This is a genomic window from Chitinophaga vietnamensis (assembly GCF_902167635.1).
Taxonomy (GTDB): domain Bacteria; phylum Bacteroidota; class Bacteroidia; order Chitinophagales; family Chitinophagaceae; genus Chitinophaga; species Chitinophaga vietnamensis.
The window spans coordinates 76,728-96,816 of the sequence record NZ_CABHMS010000007.1 but is presented as its reverse complement, the minus strand read 5'-3'; the positions used below and the strand labels follow the sequence as shown (position 1 = coordinate 96,816).

18 protein-coding genes are annotated in these 20,089 nt (G+C 49.1%); 6 read left to right on the top strand and 12 right to left on the bottom strand.

Features of this window, described 5'->3' with window-relative positions; translation table 11 throughout:
- Positions 1-163: 163 nt before the first annotated feature.
- Complete coding sequence (locus FPG75_RS19110; protein ID WP_161596847.1) at positions 164-1,450, bottom strand: OmpA family protein; 1,287 nt, start codon at positions 1,448-1,450, stop codon at positions 164-166.
- Between the two features lie 283 nt (positions 1,451-1,733).
- Between FPG75_RS19110 and FPG75_RS19105 the strand changes: the two genes are divergently transcribed.
- The gene (locus tag FPG75_RS19105; RefSeq protein ID WP_143308848.1) at positions 1,734-2,582 is read left to right on the top strand and encodes a glycine betaine ABC transporter substrate-binding protein; all 849 of its coding nucleotides are present in this window, start codon (positions 1,734-1,736) and stop codon (positions 2,580-2,582) included.
- Between the two features lie 153 nt (positions 2,583-2,735).
- Here FPG75_RS19105 and FPG75_RS19100 read toward each other — a convergent pair whose 3' ends face one another.
- Positions 2,736-5,060, bottom strand: coding sequence for a PDZ domain-containing protein (locus FPG75_RS19100; RefSeq protein ID WP_143308850.1), 2,325 nt, complete (start codon positions 5,058-5,060; stop codon positions 2,736-2,738).
- 203 nt (positions 5,061-5,263) lie between these two features.
- Between FPG75_RS19100 and clpB the strand changes: the two genes are divergently transcribed.
- Both clpB and FPG75_RS19090 read left to right on the top strand, forming a co-directional pair.
- Positions 5,264-7,864 (top strand): ATP-dependent chaperone ClpB, encoded by a 2,601-nt coding sequence (gene clpB, locus FPG75_RS19095; protein ID WP_143308852.1) that lies wholly within the window; start codon positions 5,264-5,266, stop codon positions 7,862-7,864.
- Between the two features lie 103 nt (positions 7,865-7,967).
- The gene (locus tag FPG75_RS19090) at positions 7,968-8,447 is read left to right on the top strand and encodes a nucleoside deaminase (RefSeq protein WP_143308854.1); all 480 of its coding nucleotides are present in this window, start codon (positions 7,968-7,970) and stop codon (positions 8,445-8,447) included.
- 64 nt (positions 8,448-8,511) lie between these two features.
- On the opposite strand, the gene FPG75_RS19085 is transcribed toward FPG75_RS19090, so the two are convergent.
- The 4 genes from FPG75_RS19085 to FPG75_RS19070 all read right to left on the bottom strand — a co-directional run bounded on the left by FPG75_RS19085 (position 8,512) and on the right by FPG75_RS19070 (position 11,222).
- Entirely contained in the window at positions 8,512-8,868 is a 357-nt protein-coding gene (locus FPG75_RS19085; RefSeq protein WP_143308856.1) for an anti-sigma factor family protein, read from the bottom strand.
- A 20-nt stretch (positions 8,869-8,888) separates the two neighbouring features.
- Complete coding sequence (locus tag FPG75_RS19080; protein ID WP_143308858.1) at positions 8,889-9,467, bottom strand: RNA polymerase sigma factor; 579 nt, start codon at positions 9,465-9,467, stop codon at positions 8,889-8,891.
- An 86-nt stretch (positions 9,468-9,553) separates the two neighbouring features.
- Entirely contained in the window at positions 9,554-10,657 is a 1,104-nt protein-coding gene (locus tag FPG75_RS19075; protein WP_143308859.1) for a zf-HC2 domain-containing protein, read from the bottom strand.
- On the bottom strand, positions 10,647-11,222 hold the full coding sequence (locus tag FPG75_RS19070; protein WP_143308861.1) for an RNA polymerase sigma factor: 576 nt from the start codon (positions 11,220-11,222) through the stop codon (positions 10,647-10,649). Before FPG75_RS19070 ends, FPG75_RS19075 begins: the two co-directional genes overlap by 11 nt.
- A 90-nt stretch (positions 11,223-11,312) precedes the next feature.
- On the opposite strand from FPG75_RS19070, the gene FPG75_RS19065 reads away from it, so the two are divergent.
- On the top strand, positions 11,313-12,071 hold the full coding sequence (locus tag FPG75_RS19065; protein ID WP_143308863.1) for a C40 family peptidase: 759 nt from the start codon (positions 11,313-11,315) through the stop codon (positions 12,069-12,071).
- Between the two features lie 117 nt (positions 12,072-12,188).
- Here FPG75_RS19065 and FPG75_RS19060 read toward each other — a convergent pair whose 3' ends face one another.
- The 4 genes from FPG75_RS19060 to purE all read right to left on the bottom strand — a co-directional run bounded on the left by FPG75_RS19060 (position 12,189) and on the right by purE (position 15,115).
- The gene (locus FPG75_RS19060; protein ID WP_201747986.1) at positions 12,189-12,728 is read right to left on the bottom strand and encodes an inorganic diphosphatase; all 540 of its coding nucleotides are present in this window, start codon (positions 12,726-12,728) and stop codon (positions 12,189-12,191) included.
- 200 nt (positions 12,729-12,928) lie between these two features.
- Entirely contained in the window at positions 12,929-13,420 is a 492-nt protein-coding gene (locus tag FPG75_RS19055; RefSeq protein ID WP_143308865.1) for a nuclear transport factor 2 family protein, read from the bottom strand.
- A gap of 184 nt (positions 13,421-13,604) precedes the next feature.
- Positions 13,605-14,561, bottom strand: a complete 957-nt coding sequence (locus FPG75_RS19050) for a PhoH family protein (protein ID WP_143308866.1) — start codon at positions 14,559-14,561, stop codon at positions 13,605-13,607.
- 98 nt (positions 14,562-14,659) lie between these two features.
- Positions 14,660-15,115, bottom strand: a complete 456-nt coding sequence (purE, locus tag FPG75_RS19045; protein WP_143308868.1) for a 5-(carboxyamino)imidazole ribonucleotide mutase — start codon at positions 15,113-15,115, stop codon at positions 14,660-14,662.
- A gap of 200 nt (positions 15,116-15,315) precedes the next feature.
- Here purE and FPG75_RS19040 point away from each other — a divergent pair, with 200 nt between their 5' ends.
- Together FPG75_RS19040 and FPG75_RS19035 are read left to right on the top strand one after the other, a co-directional pair.
- Positions 15,316-17,964 carry a PAS domain S-box protein gene (locus FPG75_RS19040; RefSeq protein WP_143308870.1) on the top strand — a complete coding sequence of 883 codons (2,649 nt, stop codon included), beginning with the start codon at positions 15,316-15,318 and terminating at the stop codon, positions 17,962-17,964.
- A gap of 9 nt (positions 17,965-17,973) precedes the next feature.
- On the top strand, positions 17,974-18,363 hold the full coding sequence (locus FPG75_RS19035; protein WP_143308872.1) for a response regulator: 390 nt from the start codon (positions 17,974-17,976) through the stop codon (positions 18,361-18,363).
- Here the strand turns inward: FPG75_RS19035 and rpe are convergent.
- Together rpe and FPG75_RS19025 are read right to left on the bottom strand one after the other, a co-directional pair.
- Positions 18,344-19,006, bottom strand: a complete 663-nt coding sequence (gene rpe, locus FPG75_RS19030; RefSeq protein ID WP_143308874.1) for a ribulose-phosphate 3-epimerase — start codon at positions 19,004-19,006, stop codon at positions 18,344-18,346. The genes FPG75_RS19035 and rpe overlap by 20 nt on opposite strands.
- A 34-nt stretch (positions 19,007-19,040) precedes the next feature.
- Positions 19,041-20,051 (bottom strand): tetratricopeptide repeat protein, encoded by a 1,011-nt coding sequence (locus tag FPG75_RS19025; RefSeq protein WP_143308876.1) that lies wholly within the window; start codon positions 20,049-20,051, stop codon positions 19,041-19,043.
- Between the last annotated feature and the right edge of the window lie 38 nt (positions 20,052-20,089).

The following is a 20,089-nucleotide window of genomic DNA, read 5'->3' as shown; positions in this document are numbered from 1 at the left end:
TACCAGGATTTTTTTTATCAGGATTAATAAAGATTAAAAAAGGATTCGCGAAGATCAAATTGAAATGATCTTCACAAATCCTTTTTTAATCTTTATTAATCCTGATAAAAAAAATCCTGGTAATCCTTTCAATCAGTATAATCCTGAGCCAGACAACCTTCGCTTATTTTTCTCTTACGCTGATAGAAATATGTCTGTCTTTCTTCCTTTCTTCGTCTGGTGCGGTGGCTGCGGCTTTGGCGAATTGTGAGCCATAGCCTTGGGCGCCCAGCAGTTGTGCGGCGTCGGCGTTGAGTTTTTTCAGTGAGGACTCTACGGCTTCGGCACGTTGTCCGGAGAGTTTGAGGTTGATGGTGCTATCGCCGGTGCGATCGGTGTAGCCGCCGATCTTGATCTTTGTTTTAGGGAAGGCCTTGAGGATGGCGGCGATGTTGCCTACCTGTTTCATGCTTTCCTCGGTCAGTTCGGCGCTGCCGGTTTTGAAGTTGAGGTTATCGAAATCAAACCATACATCTTTGCCTGGTTTGCGTGAATCATCTTTGAGGAAGGTCACCAGCTGGTCTTCGATACCGCCTTTATAAGCATCGAGTGTGGTGCCGTCGGGCAGTGTCACTTTGATGCTTTCGCGTGTCTCGGTGGTAGTGGGTGTAGCTACCTGTGAACTGGCGGTGGAGTCGGTGAGCTGGCCGGTGGTAACACTGTCGCTGGTGCCGCTGCCGGTATTATGACCGCCGCCACAGCCGCGCATCAGGTACCATAACAGGATGATGGCTACCAGTATGAGTAATAAAGACCATATCCAACGATTGCTGCTACCTTGTTTAACGGTGTTAATGGTGGCATTGGCAGCATTGCTGGCGCCCGCACCGAAGCTGGATGCAAGGTTGCCTACTTTTTTGCCAAGATCGCCCAAGCTGGCCAGTCCTAATATGCCCGCGAGGTTCAGGCCACCGGGAAGCGCGCCCAGTATCTTGTCTTTCTGCGAATTGAGGAACGACATCAGGCCGCCGGCATTCAGGTTGTTCTGTGCGGCATATTGGCCTACTGTGCCCAAAGTGGCCGGTGCAGCGGATTGCAGCAGGGTGCTGGCCGATGATTCTTTAATGCCTGCATAGTTGGCCAGCATACTGGTGATAGAGCTTACCTTGTCGCCAAATAAATTTCTCAGCATATCGGCGCCCTTGCTGAGTATGCCCCCGGCGCCTCCCTGTAAGGCGCTGGTAACGCTGTTAGGATTGGCGTCGCCGGCCGCTCCCTTCACGAGGTTCAGTAATCCGCCAGCATCTCCCGTGGAATCGGCCTTATGGAACAATCCTGATAATACAACAGGCACTACGCCTGTCAACGCCTTCTGTATTCCCCCTTCACTCTCTCCTAATTGTGAGGATGCCTGACTGATTACATTACTGTTAAAAAGATTTTTTGCACTTTCTAATAAGTCAAAAGACATAATTGTAGGGTTTAATGATGAAGAAAAATATCGGGAACGGCTTTGCCGCTGGTCGAAATTCACAGACGATCGCTTCGGATTTCTATAACAATAAAGCATCCCGTCTTGTTTGAAATATCGCTACAATTATTGGTCTATGACTGGTTTACAGAGATATCTGTTTGATAATCAATTTTGAAGAAGAAGTTTTTTGATTTAGAGCAAACTAACATATTATAAAAATCACAACGATGTTACGGCCAAAACAAAAAGATTAAAGCATAACTTTAAAGAAAGACGGATCATGAGAAATGGACTACTCATCGCACTCGCCTTTGTGGTAGCAGGTTTCACAGCCTGTAAACACGGCGGCGGCAACGACAGGAAGATTACTATTGCCTATGTAAACTGGGCCGAAGGCATAGCCTTGACACAACTTGCCAAAAACCTGCTGGAGAAAAAGGGTTATACCGTGACCCTTAAAAATGCAGACGTAGCCCCGGTATTCGCCGCGGTAGCCGGTGGCGACGCCGACGTTTTTATGGACACCTGGATGCCCGCCACCCACAAAGATTACATGGACAATTTCGGCAGCAAGGTCACCATCCTCAACACCAACTTCGACGGCGCTAAAACAGGTCTCGTAGTACCGGACTATGTCAACATCAACAGCATCGAAGAACTCAACGCTGCCAAAAAACACTTCGGTGGTAAAATAATCGGCATAGATGCCGGCGCTGGCATCATGAGCAAAACACAAGATGCTATCAAAACATACCACCTCGATCTCCAACTGCAATCTTCCAGCGAAGCAGCCATGATGGCCACTCTCAAAAAGTGCATCGACGAAATGCAACCCATCGTCATCACCGGATGGGCGCCACACTGGATGTTCGCACGCTATAAACTTCATTTCCTCGAGGACCCTCTGAACACCTTCGGCAGCGAAGAAAAAATACTCACCATCGCCAACAACGAATTCAGTGTACGCGATACCGTCGCCGTCAACTTCTTCCGCAAATTCCAACTCAACAGCCAGCAACTCGGCTCCCTCATGGGCTCCCTCGCCGATGCCGATGGCAAAGAAGACGCCGTCATCGAAAGATGGACCTGGGAGAACGCCGAATGGATAAAAAATATGGCTCAGGATTAAATGATTAGAAGGATTAGCAGGATTTTTTTACAGGATTAACAAAGGATTCACGAAGATTATTTCGAAGATCTTCGCGACGATAGCCCCTCGTTAATCTTCTCATCAATCTCCTTAAATCTTTATTAATCCTGTAAAAAAATCCTGCTAATCCTTCTAATCATTCAATCCTGAGAAAGACAGCCTTCGCTGGTTTCTAAATATTTCCACTTTCTCCCCGCTATGCTTCTCCGCTGCGCGCAGCAGGTCTTTGATGTTGTTCACTGGCGTATTGCCTACTTTCAGGATTACATCGCCGGCTTGCAGTCTGGCATTGAAGGCCTTGGGCGTTTCCACAATATATACGCCGTTATTGTCAGGAAGGCCGGTGGCGGAACGTTCGCCGAGTGTTTCTATGTTCTTGATCTTGCCGCCTTTCCAGTTGATGATCTTGCCTTGTGCTTCGCTGCTGTGGCGTAATACGGGGAGGGGCGGGCGCTGGGCAATCGCTTTCAGGGCAGGAGAGGTAACGCCGAAATCAGTGGTGGAAAAATTTTTGAATCCAATGGCTAATGCAGGAGAGGTGCGGCTCACGCGGTAGTCGCCGGTGGCAGGCTGCACGAACTGCGGATCGCCGGCATGTGAATGTGCATCGGTGCCGCTGGACTGCGCTGCTGCTAAAGCGCGACTGTCGGGGAAGAGGTTATAATCGATCTCGTCGCCCCAATAACGGATGCCAATGGGCTTATAATCGCTGGTAACAATATTATGCCGGAAGTTATCGTGGCTATCCTGAAACCACACATGCGGATGAAAAGAGTTGTTAAGCATAATGTTGTTTTCTACGGTACGGTAAAATCCTTCGCGCAGTTTGAGGCCGCCGTTCAGGCAAACGTTTTCATAGATATGGTAGTTGGAGGAACCATCGTCCAGGTCTATATCCCAGCCATGATCGCAGCGGAAACGATTGTGATAAAGCACATTGGTGTACATGGCATCCTGCTTTACCATCCAGGGATGTATTGCGGCAAGACTATCCATCTCTTTCCGGTCGGGATACCACCAGCGGTCGCGGCCCCAGGAGTTGAAAGCGCCATGGTCGCCGGTTTCCAACACCGTGTTGAATACGTCGTTATATTCGATCAGGTGCCCGCCCCAGGTGCCTTCACTAACGTTGATGCCTGCACGCGGAACATCATAAATGGTATTATGGGAAATGACCAGGCGCATCGACATCGATATCTGGATGCCCGCACTTTGTTTTTCTATGCGCCCGGTACGATAGATGAGGTTATCGACAGCGGTGCAGGAATCAGGATAGTGGCTGGTTTTAGGGCCGGCAAGGGTATCTGTCTCCTCAAATTTTCTCGATTGATTGTATTCAAACAAAGGAGAGCGCACCGCGTCAGGATTACCGACAAAGCAGATGCCGCTGGCGCCTGCATCATGAATATGATTGCCGGAGATAAGATGATGACGGTTATAATTACTGAGGAAGATGGCATTGCCGCCGTTGTGATCAAATTCGCAATCATGGATGGTGCAATAGGCCGCGCCATCCAGCAGTATAGCGCCGCCACGGTAGATGGCCCAGTCGCTGCGCAACAGAGGTTCTCGTGTATCCATGAACGTTGGTGCAGTGTGCGCAAAGCGAAGCCCTTCGATGCTTACATTTTTTACGGGCGCCGCTGCACTGCCTTTAAGTACGATCACCTCCTTGTGCCTGGAAACCGTAACAGTGGCCTTTTTCAGGTCAAGGCCAGCTGCAGGCTTGTAGTAAAGTATTTTATGAGCGGCATCATAATACCATTCATGAGGCGCATCTAGTTCTTCAAATATATTCTCTACAAAGCGGTATTGGTGGTGCATCCCCATCTGGCGGTTATTCTGATAGCCGCCTTCGAGCTGTAAGGCGCCATCAGCATTTACCCCGGTGATACGGTAATGATAACCGCCCCATTCAGCGGCATGCAAGGCATGTACGTAGCCGCCCTCGGGGTGTTGCCATGTTTTTACACGCGCCGGGCTGATGGCATCGGCAGCAGTGCCATTATAATGCTGTGCGCTACTGTCGTAATTAGGATAACGGGCGCGTACCTGCTGCCGGTCATTGATATATAACTGATCAAACTGGAAAGGCAGGTCCAGGGCTGCTTTATAGATGCCGTTCTTCCACGGTTCCCATTGCACTTTTACTGGCAGTCCGCCACTCAGCGTAGCTTTGCCATCGCCGTAGAAAATAATATGTCCTTTACCGTTAGTAAGCGTACTGCTGATCTCCAGCGGCGTTTCCAGGTAATGTGTGCCTGGCTCAAAAAATACGCGGATGTCTTTATCGGGTTGCTGTTGGTGCAGGCGTTCCAGTTCGCCTTTCAGGCGACTGGCGGTTATGCCCCGGTTGCCGGTGCTTACCTTTATATCGTAATGTTGTTGTGCATAGAGTACAGGCGTTACCGTTACTAACGTGGTCGCATATACGAGAATAGATAGCAGTCTTTTCATGTGTTGGTTTGATAAGAGCTAATTTAAGTCGCCCTTAGCGCCCATGTTAATGAAAATTTAGCAGTTACTGAACGGATTTTCTGCAAAAAATGCAGTACTTTTTATGATCATCTGTCAAAATTACTGCATACCGAACATTGGATCGGCCTTTGTTGTTAGGAATACACGCGTTGATAACGTAAAAAAAGAGAAAACAGAAAGATATGAATTTAAATAATTTCACTATTAAATCGCAGGAAATACTGCAACAAGCGCAACAACTGGCGTTCAATCATCAGAACCAGGCCATAGAAACAGGACATATCCTGAAGGCCTTGCTCGATGATCAGGACAGTCCTGTTGAGTATTTACTGAAAAAGAACGACGTGAATACGAACTTCCTCAGCACCAAGCTCAACGAACAGTTGCAAAAATATCCCCGCATGGCGGGAGGCGACGGTGGCCAGATGCTGAGTCGCGATGCCAACAATGCCATGCTTCGCGCAGGTGCGGCCATCAAAGAATTCAAGGATGAATTTGTGAGTGTGGAACACCTCTTACTAGGTATCCTCGGCGGCAGCGATGATTCCGCTAAACTGCTGAAAGATGCCGGCCTTACAGAAAAAGGCCTCAAATCCGCTATCCGTGAACTGCGTAAAGGCGAAACCGTTAACTCGCAGACCGGCGGCGCACAATTCAATACCTTGCAGAAGTTCGCTAAAAACCTCAATGAGCTCGCCCGCGATGGCAAGCTCGATCCGGTGATAGGCCGCGATGAGGAAATACGCCGTACCCTGCACATCCTTTCCCGCAGATCAAAGAACAACCCGATCCTCGTGGGCGAACCCGGTGTCGGTAAAACCGCCATTGTAGAAGGGCTCGCGCATCGTATCCTCAATGGCGATGTGCCCGAGAACCTTAAATCAAAAATTATCTACGCTCTCGATATGGGCGCACTCATGGCGGGCGCCAAATACCGCGGCGAGTTTGAAGAAAGATTGAAAGGCGTAGTGAAAGAAGTGGCCGAAAGCAATGGAGAGATCATCCTCTTCATTGATGAAATACATACGCTCATCGGCGCAGGCGCCATGGAAGGCGCGATGGATGCCGCCAACATCCTCAAACCGGCACTGGCCCGCGGTGAGCTCCGTGCCATCGGCGCCACCACCCTCAACGAATACCAGAAATATTTCGAAAAAGATAAAGCGCTGGAACGCCGCTTCCAGAAAGTGTTGGTGGATGAGCCCAGCGTGGAAGATGCCATCTCCATCCTGCGCGGACTGAAAGAAAGATATGAAAGCCACCACCATGTGCTGATCAAAGATGAAGCAATCATTGCTGCCGTGGAGCTCTCACACCGCTATATCACCGATCGCTTCCTGCCCGATAAGGCCATTGACCTGATCGATGAAAGCGCGGCCAAACTCAGGCTGGAAATGAACTCCATGCCGGAAGAACTCGATGAACTGGAACGCAGGATACGCCAGCTCGAAATTGAAAGAGAAGCTATCAAACGCGAAAACGACGAAGAAAAACTCCGCGAGCTCGCAGAAGAAATAGCCCGCCTCGGTGAAGAACGCAATACGTTCAAAGCCAAATGGCAAGCGGAGAAAGAAGTCGTAGACCAGATACAGAACGCTAAATCAGCGATCGAAAATCTGCGCCTCGAAGCCGAACAGGCGGAACGTAACGGCGATTTCGGCCGCGTAGCCGAGATCCGCTACGGTAAGGTGAAAGAAGAAGAAAAACGTGTGGTAGACCTCACAGAAGAATTGAATAAAATATCTGCCAATCATAAACGTCTGCTCAAAGAAGAAGTAGATGCGGAAGACATCGCGGAGAACGTGGCCAAAGCTACAGGCATCCCGGTGGCCAAGATGATGCAGAGCGAAAAAGATAAATTGCTGCACCTCGAAGATGAGCTGCACCAGCGTGTAGTAGGCCAGGAAGAAGCGATCATCGCAGTATCCGACGCCATCCGCCGCAGCCGCGCAGGCTTGCAGGACCCACGCCGCCCGATCGGTTCCTTTATCTTCCTCGGTACCACCGGCGTTGGTAAAACGGAACTGGCAAAAGCCCTCGCCGAATATCTCTTCGACGATGAAAGCATGATGACCCGCATCGATATGAGCGAATACCAGGAGAAACATTCCGTGAGCCGGCTGGTAGGCGCGCCTCCGGGATATGTAGGTTATGATGAAGGCGGTCAGCTCACTGAAGCCGTTCGCCGCAAACCTTACTCTGTAGTGCTGCTCGACGAAATTGAAAAAGCGCACCCGGATACTTTTAACATCCTCCTGCAAGTGCTCGATGATGGCCGCCTTACCGATAACAAAGGCCGCGTGGTGAATTTCAAAAACACCATCATCATCATGACCAGCAACATGGGCAGCCATATCATCCAGGAAAATTTCGAGGGCATCAACGACAAGAACAGGGAAGAAGTAGTGGATAAAACGAAAGAAGAAGTGATGTCGCTGCTCAAACAAACGATCCGTCCTGAATTCCTGAACAGGGTCGATGAAGTGATCATGTTCCAGCCTTTGATGCGCGATGAAATTAAAGGAATAATTAACATTCAGTTACAACAACTGAAAGACATGGTAGCAAAAAATGGCATGATATTGGAATTTTCAGACTATGCGATTGAATACCTCTCCGTACAGGGCTATGATCCGCAGTTTGGCGCAAGGCCGCTTAAAAGGCTCATTCAGAAAGAGATCATCAATTTGCTGAGCAAGAAGATACTGGCCGGCGATATTGATAAGTCCAAACCCGTACTGGTTGATGTGTTCGACGGTGTGGTAGTAATCAGAAACAAGTAATTCTAAATACGACGATACATAGTTAACGATAAACCCCGCGATTCTTCGCGGGGTTTTTTTATGCATCTTTCAGTAAATTTGAATAGACCAAAATATTAGCAGCATGATTGGAGAAAGAGAAAAGAAATTTATGCAATACGCTGTGGAACTGTCGCGCAAAGGAATGGAAACCGGCGATGGCGGCCCCTTTGGTTCCGTTGTAGTGCGTGGAGACGAGATAGTGGGAGAGGGATGGAACCAGGTGCTCTGCCATAATGATCCTACCGCGCACGCAGAGGTAGTAGCTATCCGCGATGCCTGTCAGAAACTAGGCACTTTCCAGCTGCACGATTGCGAAATATTTACCTCCTGCGAGCCTTGCCCCATGTGCCTGGGCGCTATCTACTGGGCCAGGCCGCAGCGCGTATATTACGCCAATACCAGAGAAGATGCGGCCGCCATCGCTTTCGATGATTCATTTATCTACCGCGAAATAGATGTGCCCAATGATGAAAAGAAAATCCCGCTGATCCACCTGCCCGGTGAAGAAGCATTACATGTGTTTAAGCAATGGGAGAAGAAAGGAGACAAGAAATTATATTGAGATTTTTTGATTGACGGATTTCTTGATTTAAATCAAAAAATCCGTCAATCAAAAAATCACTAAATCATTTATGGTGTGTCGCAAAATGAAAACCCCAGAACAAAGCCAGTAACAGGAAGAGGATTGCCAGGATAATAACGGTAAGGTATATATGATTTTCTGATTTCCTGCGCTGGCGGTAGCGTGAGCGCAGCTTCTTCAGCAAGCTCCATTTCATCTCGCGGAGCCATCCTGGTATCTTTTCCTTGTCTTTAATAGCGGCCAATCCCTCTAATGCTTCGCTGCAAAGATCACAGTCGGCCAGGTGCATTTCCACCTCGTGTTGTTCTTCCGGCGACAGCCTGCCCTGCACATAGTCCAGCAGCTGCTGTTGCGAAGGACAGCCCGTAGTGATGAATATATCGTTGAAATGCTCGTTCATATCACGTTGATGCAAATTAACTATTGTTTTGCGCGTTGTATTTTTTCCAGTAAAAGTTTCAGGTTCCGTTTGCCGTTCTGGATGTAGCTTTTCACCTGTAACAGGCTGTAGCCTGTTTGTTCAGCGATTTGCTGGTAAGATTTTTTTTGCAGATAGAACAGCTGTACACAAACTTTCTGCTCAGGATTCAGCAGATCAATTGCGCGTTCCATATGTTCCAGCATGATGTCTTTTTCCTGGTACACGCGTTTGTCTTCCTCTTCGGCGGCCATAGTTTCCATACTTTTGTCGGATATCTCTTCCTTGTATTTCATATGGTTTTGCCTTAACTGCATGAGGCAATAGTTTTTCGCCACCTGGTAGATCCAGGCGCGAAAATACTGGATTTCGTGTTTGTGGACATCGGATAATACCTTCAGGAATATTTGCTGTACGCTGTCGCGCGCATCCTCTTCATTTTTCAGGTATTTCATGCACATACCGAGCAACAGTAAGGCATAGCGGTCGAAAAGCACACCGATCCAATCACTGTTGCCATCAGCTTTGTACCGTTGGAGTAGCTCCTGATCTGTTAGTTGTTGTATCGCTGGATTGTTCACAGGTTAAAGATGGAAATGCCGACAAATTTCCATAAAAAAAGTGATATTAAACAAAAGGCTCACCACGGTGAGCCTTTTGTTTAATATCACATACTATCAAGCGCTTGCTGGGCCGCATTCTTCATCGATCCATCCATTCGGATTACTTCTCTGAACATGCGGCGGGCCTTGCCCATCTGGCCTTTGCTGCGGTAGCAGATGGCGAGCTGGTAGCGGGCCATCTCCACATATTTGCCGGTGCTCACAGATTCAATACGCCGGTAGCGGTCTATCGCTTCGCTGAGGTTGCCTTGTTGCTGATATAACATCGCGGCGCGGTAGAGGTATTCATCGCTGTTTACCGGCGGCTGACTGGCAGGCGTTTCCTTTTTAGGCGCTTCTGTTTTTTTAGGTTCTGGCGCTGGTTGTTCCTTGGCCACCGTAACTTTGGCCTCGCTGTCTGCTTTTGCTTTTTCTTTTTCCTTGTCGCGCTGCTCATTTACTTTTTTGATGGAATCAGCTGCGCGGGCCAGGGCTTGTTTTTTAGCAAGACTATCGGCCGCTGCTTTTTTACGCGCTGCAATTTTTGCAGCGGCGGCAGCTTTTATTTTGGCGGAATCCACAGCTGGCGTGGGCGCCGGAGCAGTAGCGGGCGTAGTGGCCGGCGCTGGTGTTGTTGCCGCAGTGGTATGTGTAGCCGGTGTACCTGCAGTATGATTCTCTGTAATGATGGGCTGCTGCGGAATATCCTGTGTGATGGTGGCGGCGCTGTCTTTTGGCGGGGTAGCCGCTGCCATGATCTTGGTAGCAACAGGCTGGTTGCGCAGGTGGCCGCGTAATACATAGATGCCGCTTACGCCCAGTGCTGCAAAGGCTACCAGCCAGAAGTATACCAGCAGGTTTTCTTTGTTGCGTTCCTTACGGGTGTATTTTGCTACTTTCTGTACATAGGAAACAGGCTGTATGCTTTGATGGATATAGCGTTGCAGCTTACCGGTAAGGTCGTTGTACTGATCGAAATTGTTTTCTTTTTCCAGCGCTTGCAATGCCTCAAAGCAAAGGTCGCAGTCCGTGAGATGCTGCTCCACCAGGTGTTTTTCCACGTCGGTGAGGCGGCCTTCCATGTAACGGGGCAGCTGATCTTTGTTGAGGCAACGGATGCCGGAAAAGATCTTTAATATTTTTTCGTTATGGGGCTGATTATTTGGCATAACTCTGATTCATGAATATCTTGGCAAGTTTTCCTTTGGCCGCTTTCAGCTGTGCACGCACCTTTTCACGTGTCCAGCCTTTGGCGGTGGTCAGTTCTCCGAAAGTTTTATTTTCAAGGTAAAATTGCGTGATGAGGTCGCGCTCTTCTGCGCTGAGGCGCTGTAAAGCCTGCTCCAGCTGCACGATCAGCTCCTGGCGGTCGATCGTATTGGTAGCGGCTTTGTCTACCTTGTTCTCGATATGCAGCAGGTCCCTGCCATCTCTCGAAGGATAGAAGGGCGTGTTTTTCTCTGGCTTGCCGAGATAACCTTTTTGTATATGCAGCATCCATTCGTTGGCCTTGTAAATAGACTGTGTTTTGATGCTGGAACTCAAGCGCTGTAACAATGCAGGGAATACGATATTGGGGTCGAGGCTGGGGTTGCTGCGTAAATGAGGCAGGGTGATCGCCACCAGCAAATGACTATACCTGTCCATCAATACACCTTCTGCTTCCCGGTCTTTCTGCTTCCGGGCCCGGGATATCAATTCCTTATCCGATAAATTGGTTAACTGCTGGTGCATAAACTTATTACTTTATATTTACGTATTAAAGCGGAAAAAGTTCAATCCGGAACAAGAATTTGAATAGTAAAACGGATTTATACAATTTATATGCCATATGCCATTGTTATTGTGCCAGTTGCGCCTTTGCGAGCAGAGGCGGCACACAGAAGTGAAATGATCTCGCAACTGTTATGGGGTGAATGTGTGGAGATCATCAACACCGCTCCCGGTGCTTGGGTGCAAATCAAAAACCAATATGATGATTATATCGGTTGGGCTACAGCCTCGCACCTCGAAACGATAGACTCAGCGCTATATCAGGCTCCGGTATCCGGGTACCTGCCATCATGGATTAACGAGGTAACAATGAACGGCCAGCCGATGATAGTGCCTTTCGGCTGCCTGGTCAAAAGTAACCTGCAATGGGGGAGCATCACTGTTGTCACACCACAACCGGTGCCCACTGAACTGACGTCTGCGCGTCTGGCTTCCGTTATCAAAGATAATGCTTTCACGCATCTAAATACTGCCTACCTGTGGGGCGGACGCAGCGTGTTTGGGATCGACTGCTCCGGTTTCACACAAGGGGTTTTCAAGACGGCAGGCCTGCGCCTGCTGCGCGATGCCTACCAGCAGGCCACGCAGGGGCATGTGGTTGATTTCCTGCAGGAAGCGCAGCCTGGTGATCTCGCTTTTTTCGACAATGAGGAAGGACGCATCACGCACGTAGGTATCCTGCTCAACGATCACGAGATCATACATTCATCCGGTAAAGTACGGGTAGACCCGATCGATAACCAGGGCATCACTAACGCCGATACCGGCATACGTTCTCACAAACTACGCATCATTAAAAGGATTTTTTGATTTAAGGATGTGAGGATTTATAAATTTAAATGGCGCCTGCAACAGGCGCCATTTAAATTTATAAATCCATAAATCAGAAAATCCGTAAATCTGTAAATCAATAAATTCCTAAATGATTCAGCTTTGTTTGAAGATCTTCCTGTAGTCTTCAAAGCTCTGTTTGATGATCTCTTCTGCTTTCGCTTTGTTCTGGAATTCTTCCACGATCACGGTTTTCTTTTCCAGTGTTTTGTATTCTTCAAAGAAATGACGCATTTCTTCGATGAAGTGGGGCGGCAGTTCGGAGATGTCGTTGATATGATTTACGCTCATATCATTGGCAGCAACGGCAATGATCTTGTCGTCGGCTTCGCCGCCATCGATCATTTGCATCACGCCGATCACTTTGGCTTCGATGATACACATAGGTACGCATTCGATCTGCGACAGTACCAGGATATCCAGTGGATCATGGTCATCGCAATATGATTGAGGAATAAAACCGTAGTTGGCGGGGTAGTATACAGATGAGTATAATACACGGTCCAGTTTCAGTAATCCGCTTTCTTTATCCAGTTCATATTTGGCACGGCATCCCTTTGGAATTTCAATGATTGCATTCACGATGTGTGGCACTTCTGCTCCGGGAGTCACGCTGTGCCAGGGATTTGTCATCATAATTTAATCTACTTTACTTTAAGGTTTATTGTTCAATACTTGCTTACTGCGGAAAAGTGAATAATCTATTCACTTCACTATTCATGAAGATATGGTTCGGTTTCCGTGAATATTCAACACGAAATCAGCCACACATTCCTGTCCGTTTAATGCGTGGCAAAATTAAGGAACTCGCCGTTAATAGCTAAGAAAAATTATCGCTATTTGGCGGCGGGTGCGCTGTTACCGCCTGTGGTGGCGGAATCTGGAGGTAGTACAGCGGTGGTGGTATCAAAAGCTGCTCCGCCGTTGGCCGGGGGAATATAGTTAGGAATGATACTTTCGAATGTCAGGGAAATTTTCCACTGGCCTCCTTCTTTCACCAGTTGCAGTACTTCTTTCTGGTGGGCGGAGGAATTGAGGATGGTGACAGATGCCTTGTCGCCGTTCTCTTCCATGTTTACCACTTCAATTTTTGCATTCCGGATCTTTTCTCTCTCAGCATCACTGCGGCGGGCATCGAAGAAGGAATACAATTGTATCACCTGTTGGGACTCTTTGGTGGCATAATCCCTGGCCTGGTCAAAGTTCGAATCCTGTATGGCATGCATAAACGACAGTGCTACTTCCTGTGGGGTAGCCCTTTTTTTACAGCTGCTGAACAGCAGGGTGGAGAATACTGCCAGTATGAGGATCCGACAAAAATTGGTCATGCGGTCGATAAATTATTATATATCACGAACAAAAATAGGGGTAAACATTCAAATCTGCAAAGTCATAAATATTTTTAAATGTAAGAATTTTGGAATTTGAGGATTTATCGGGGGAAGATGATCCCGGCAAAATCCTCAAATTCTCAAATTCTCAAATTCTTACATCAAGAAATTCCACAATATTTTATGGTTCCTTATTGGCGTCGTACGCCCTGATGATGGCTTTCACGAGGCGGTGCCTTACTACGTCTTCTTCGTCGAGCTCCAGGTAGCCGATGCCGTCGATATTCCGGAGGATGCGGGTAGCTTTGTCCAGACCGGATTTCTGGTTTTTGGGCAGGTCGATCTGGGTGAGGTCGCCGGTGATGATCGCTTTGGCGGAGGCGCCGATACGGGTCAGGAACATTTTGATCTGCAGGTCCGTGGCGTTCTGGGCCTCGTCGAGGATGATGAACGAATTGTCCAGGGTACGGCCACGCATATACGCCAGTGGCGCGATCTCGATCACGCGGTTGGTCATATAGTAGCTCAGCTTCTCTGCCGGGATCATATCGTCCAGCGCATCGTAGAGCGGGCGCAGGTACGGATCGATCTTCTCTTTCAGGTCGCCGGGCAGGAAACCAAGGCTTTCGCCAGCTTCTACCGCAGGACGGGTAAGGATGATCTTTTTGATAGCCTTGTTCTTGAGCGCGCGTACGGCCAGTGCTACGGCAGTATAGGTTTTACCGGTACCTGCCGGGCCGATAGCAAAAATGATATCGTTCTTGTCGGCCAGCGCCACCATCTTTTTCTGATTGGCAGTGCGGGCACGTACCGTGCGTCCGTTGGGGCCAAACACCAATACTTCGTTGGGATTGCGGTCGCTGAAGTTGTCGATACGGCCACCTTCTTCGTCACCGAGGATCTGTTCGAAATAGTTTTCCGTAAGGTTTCCGTTACGTTCCAGATATTTAACGATCTGACTGATCTTTTCCTCCGCAGTGGCCACTTCTTCCGGAGACCCACTCAATTTTAACTGGGTACCCCTGGACAGGATCTTCAACAGCGGGAATTTCTTTTTCAGCAGATCCAGTTTTCCGTTATTAACACCGAAAAACTCGATGGGATTAATACTATCTAAGTTAATAATGGATTCAGTCAATCTTTCTATGATTTAATTGTCCAGGAAATGATCGGATTTTTCAATCCGAATATATTTAATTCTTGTACAACCTGGATGGCAGCCGTGTTAAGCTATCACTAAATCCTGTAGCCATTCTGCTTGAACGACTCTACTTTAGCAGCGATGGCCGGGTTGCCCAGCGCCAGGATGCGTGCAGCCAGTATGGCAGCATTGCGGGCGCCTGCCTTGCCTACTGCCAGGGTACCTACCGGCAAACCGGCGGGCATCTGTACAATGGAATAAAGTGCATCAACACCACCAGGCAGTCCACCATCCAAAGGTACGCCCAATACGGGTAATGAAGTGTAAGCAGATACTACGCCAGGTAAGGCAGCCGCCATACCAGCCGCGGCAATTATTACGCCAAAGCCCTTTTCCTGCGCCGTAACACACAATTCGCGCACCTTGTCAGGATTACGGTGAGCGGATGCTACGATCATCTCGTTTTCAATACCAAAATATTGCAGATGTTTCTGCGACTCTTCCATGACGGGTTTATCACTCTCGGAACCCATGATAATCATTACTTTCATCTTGTAAAATTTTTGCTGACGGATGTATCTCGCTGCGAAGATATTGATCGTTTAACAATTTCAGAAAATAGAAAATCCACAATCGTGGATAAACAACATCGAACCATTTTATTACATTTACTTCTGCAATGGTGTTTTTTTGTCATATATTGCCTATTTTGTCCGATCGCAAGTCACAACGATAATGATTCCGCTACCATATGAATGAAGCTATGCTGGAAGAGCATTACAAGCGCCTGCAACACCTCGAAGCCGCTATCAATGCATGTGCATGGTCAATCACCATGGATGCAGCGGGGAACCTGATGGCCGCCAATCCGCTGGTAACACAGGCTTTACAGCTGCCCGCCCCCGTACTTCAGGGCAGGCCGCTTACCGATTTTCTCCTGCCGGCCAACGAAGGCCAGTGGGCGCACATCTGGCAATCTGCCCGTAAAGGTGAGAACATACAGGAACAGCTATGTTTCCTGATCGCCGGAAAACAGCCCCTGTGGCTGGAAGCAGCCATCAGCCCGCAAATGGACGCCCATGGCGCTCTCCAGCAATGCCTGCTCCTCGGCCTCGATATCACGGCCAGGAAATTATCCGAGATCAGGCTCAAAGAAGATGAACAATATTTCCGGCAGATACTGGAAAATCTGCCCATCGGTCTGCAACAGTTCTCTCTCGAAGGCGATAACATCGAGATGAACAGCCGCCAGCGGCAGATATGGGGCAGCGATCATGCCTTCTTCTCCAACCCGCACTACAACTGGCTGCAAGATCCCTTCTACCGCCACAATGGCCTCGCACGCCTGTTCGAAGAAGCACGCGACGGCCGCAAAACACTCAAACGCGAAATACTGCTCAACTACTCTGAAAAACATTACGAAGGTATCACCCGCATACATCCCATGTACTTCGACGCTACCATCTTCCCGGTGGTGGACCGCCAAAGCAACATGACCAATATCTTCCTCATCCTAGATGATATCACCGAGAAAAAACTCGCCGAGATCAGCCTCCAGAAAAGCGAACGCCTGCTCGATAATATCATCGAAAACCTGCCTATCGGCTATATCCAGTTCGATAACTTCGGCTTTATCCGCCGCATCAATCAAACGCAACGTTTCTTCTTCAACTCGCCGCATCCCGCTGCCCGCCGGCAGTTCAACGTGATGAACGACGATTTCGCCACCATGTTCCAGCTGGATGACCTCTTCCAGCAAGCCTTGCAGGAAAACAAAACCCTGCGCGTGGAAAAGAAAGTAGACTTCTCCCGTGATGAACGATGGACCAAAGTAGGCCGTGAAGTATATCTCGATCTCACCGTATTCCCCGTGGTAGACCCGGTGGATAAAGAAAAAATAGTGGTCGTACTGGTGAATGACATCACCGATAAAAAAGAGCAGGAACTGGAGAATATAAAGAACCAGGAATTCCTGCTGCAAACCGGCGAAATAGGCAAGATCGGCGGATGGGAAATGGACATGAACACCCGCCAGGTGCGCTGGTCCAGGCAAACATATAACATCCACGGTTGCCCGGAAGGCACCGCCATGAACTTTGAAACAGCCAGGTCTTTTTACACAGAAGAATCCCGCCGCAACCTCGACCTGCTGCTGGAACAATGCGCCACCAGCGGCCGGCCCTTCGATGCGCAGCTGTCGATCATCACCGACAAACCGCAGCCTAAAAGAGTGCGCGCCATCGGCCAGCCTGCGTACGACAATGGCCAACTGGTACGCATGTACGGCGTAGTGCAGGATATCACCGAGCAATCCGAGATCAGGGACGCACTCACCCGCAACACAGAGCTGATGCGGCTTTTCTTCGATACCGTAGATATGGGATATGCTGCCATGGAACCCGATGGCAAGCTGAACTTCCTCAACCAGAAAGCGGAAAAAATGATCGGCCGCAAAGTGCAGATGGGCAGTAACATCTTTGAAGTGTTCCCGAAACTCAGCGACACCGTGTTCTACGCCAGGATGCGGGAATGCGTGAAACAAGGGGCCTCGCAATCGTTCGGCATCTATTTCCCGATCCAGGATAAATGGTACGATTTCCTGCTCACCGCCATGGAAGATGGCGGTATCTCTGTATTCATGCGGGATATCACCGAAAGCCGCAAGATGCAGAAAGACCTGCGCAAGGCCAATGATCAATTATCCAATCTCAATAAAAATCTCCTCAATCAAAATAAACAGCTGGAAGATTTTGCGCACATCACCTCACATAACTTGCGTGCGCCGATCGCCAATCTGAAGGCGCTCATGCAAATGCACAATGAAGCTATTTCCCCGCAGGAGCGCGAGTTGTACCTGGGCATGGTGCATGAGGTGATCAAAAAAATAGATGAAACACTGAACGACCTGGTAGAAGTAGTGCAGATCAGGAAAGATGTGAATGTAGAACGGGAGAAATTAGTATTCGCAGAACGTTTGCAGAAGGTGAAAGATATTTTACTGGTGGATATTGAGAAGAGCCATATTCATATCACCTACAATTTTGACGAGGTGCCGGTAATCGAATATCCACGGGTGTACCTGGATAGTATCTTACAGAATTTTATCACCAATGCGATCCGTTACCGTTCGCCGGAACGCACGCCGGCGCTGCATTTGCAGACCTCGAGAGGGCAGGAGTCCATTGTGCTTACGGTAGAAGACAATGGCGTAGGCATTGATATGGAACGTTTCGGCAATAAATTATTCGGTTTCAGAAAAACTTTTCATAAGAACAAAGATGCAAAAGGGATCGGGCTTTTCATCACGAAAACGCAGGTGGAAGCCATGGGAGGAAGCATACGTGCAGAGAGCACCCCTGGCAACGGAACCAAATTTATTATTACATTTAGGCCCGAATAATCTGCTTATATGAACCTGATCAATATGATTTTTATTGTCGACGACGACCCAATCCACCAGCAGATAGCGAAGATCATGATCGAGCGGCAAGGTATCAGCAGTAATGTCCGGGTGTTTTCAGATGCACAGGACGTGCTGGATTACCTGAGGGAAAATACGGGTGCAAGCGATGCGCTGCCCGACCTGATCCTGCTGGATCTTAACATGCCGGTGATGGATGGCTGGGAATTCCTCGACGAATTTGCGGGCTTTCAGGCCGGCTTGCCCAAGCAGATCAGGATTTTTGTGTTAACCTCCTCTATCGATGAAAAAGACAAAGAGCGGGTACGCAGCTATCGGTTTGTAGATGGCTATCTGACAAAACCGCTGTCTAAAGAGATTATCGCCCACCTTTCATAACAGCAATTGTTTTTTCGGGATCGGGAGACGAGAAGATGGCACTGCCAGCCACCAGCACGTTGGCGCCTGCCTGTATGAGCTGTGCCGCATTCTCGGGGCTCACGCCGCCGTCTACTTCCACCAGTGCATGCGCGTTGCTATCGCGTATCAGCTGGCGTATCTCTGATAGTTTATGATAGGTTTGTTCGATGAAGGTTTGTCCGCCGAAACCAGGGTTCACACTCATGATGAGCACTACGTCGATATCCCGGATCACATTTTCCAGCAGCTGTACCGGGGTGTGCGGATTGAGCGCCACACCGGCTTTCATGCCCAGCGACTTAATCTGTTGGATATTGCGGTGCAGGTGAGGGCAGGCTTCATAATGTACAGTGAGGATATCGGCGCCGGCTTTCTGAAATTCAGCGGCATATCTTTCGGGCGCTTCGATCATCAGGTGCACATCGCAGGGTTTGCGTGCGCGCTTCTTGATCTGTGCGATCACTGGCAGGCCATAGCTGATATTCGGCACAAAGCGGCCATCCATCACATCAAGGTGAAACCAGTCGGCCTCGCTGCGGTTGACCATATCCACATCTTTTCCCAGTTCCAGGAAATCTGCTGCCAGTAAGGACGGCGCTATTAAAACAGGTGTATTTTCCAAAACGCTCTTTTTTGATCTGTGTAAATGTAAACAATTACTTGTTCAGACGTTTTAACGCCTCCTTTGCTTCTGTAAAATCTTTTTTGAAGGAAGACGCTTTGCTGTAGTCTTCGACGGCGGATATCTTGTTGCCTGATTTTTCATGGCAGAGGGCGCGGTAATAATAGGCCCAGGCATCGGTGGGGGCTGATTTTGCGGCGAGGTTATACCAGGTGAGCGCTTCTTTCCAGTTCTGGTCGTCGAGATAGAGGTGGCCCATCGCAAGGTAGGCAGCCTCATAACCGGGATCGGCCACTACGGCCTTCTTGAAAGCAGCGATGGCGGCGGGTTTGTTGCCCAGCTCCTGTTGAAACACGCCGATGCTGAACATCGGCTCCGCATTGGTGGAGTCTAACTGCCATGCCTGTACGTAATATGAGATGGCCTGTGGCGCCTTTCTGCTATGGAGCAGGTCGCCCAGCTCCATCAGCGCTTCATATTCCGGCGTAGCGCCTGCGGCGTGGATGGCGGAAGTAAGATGCTGTATAGCCGTCACCGTATCTTTATGATCTTCTGCGATGCGTGCTTTCAGGTAGAAGGCTTTGTCGCGCGCATCGGCCGTCTGTGCCAATACGCTGGCTACGCTGTCGGCAGTGGCGTACTCTTTATTTTCTATCATGGCAGTAGCGAGGCGGTATCGCAGGTAAGCATTGCCTGGCGCGGTGCCAAGCGCTTGTGCAAACATCTGCTCTGCTTTTTTGAAGTGCTCGCTCACGAGGGCGGCTTCGCCGGCGCCGGCCCAATAGTCGGTGTTGGCGGGCATCAGCGAGGCGCCCTTTTCAAAGTCTGGCTCCGCCAGCGCCGGGTGTGTATTGAACAGCAGCATGGCGCGGCGGTAATAGAGTTCGTGGTTGTTCGGAAACTGTTGCAGGGAATCTGTTACCGGCCTGATGATATCGCTGTAGAGGACGGAATCGGCGGTGCTGGCGGCTGCGCCGCCGCTGTTGCTTTGTTCATGACAGGCAACAGCGGCCAGGCATACGAAAAGGATAGGTAGGTACTTCATACAGCTGCCAAAGCTAATGGCTAAAATCTGATTTCCGA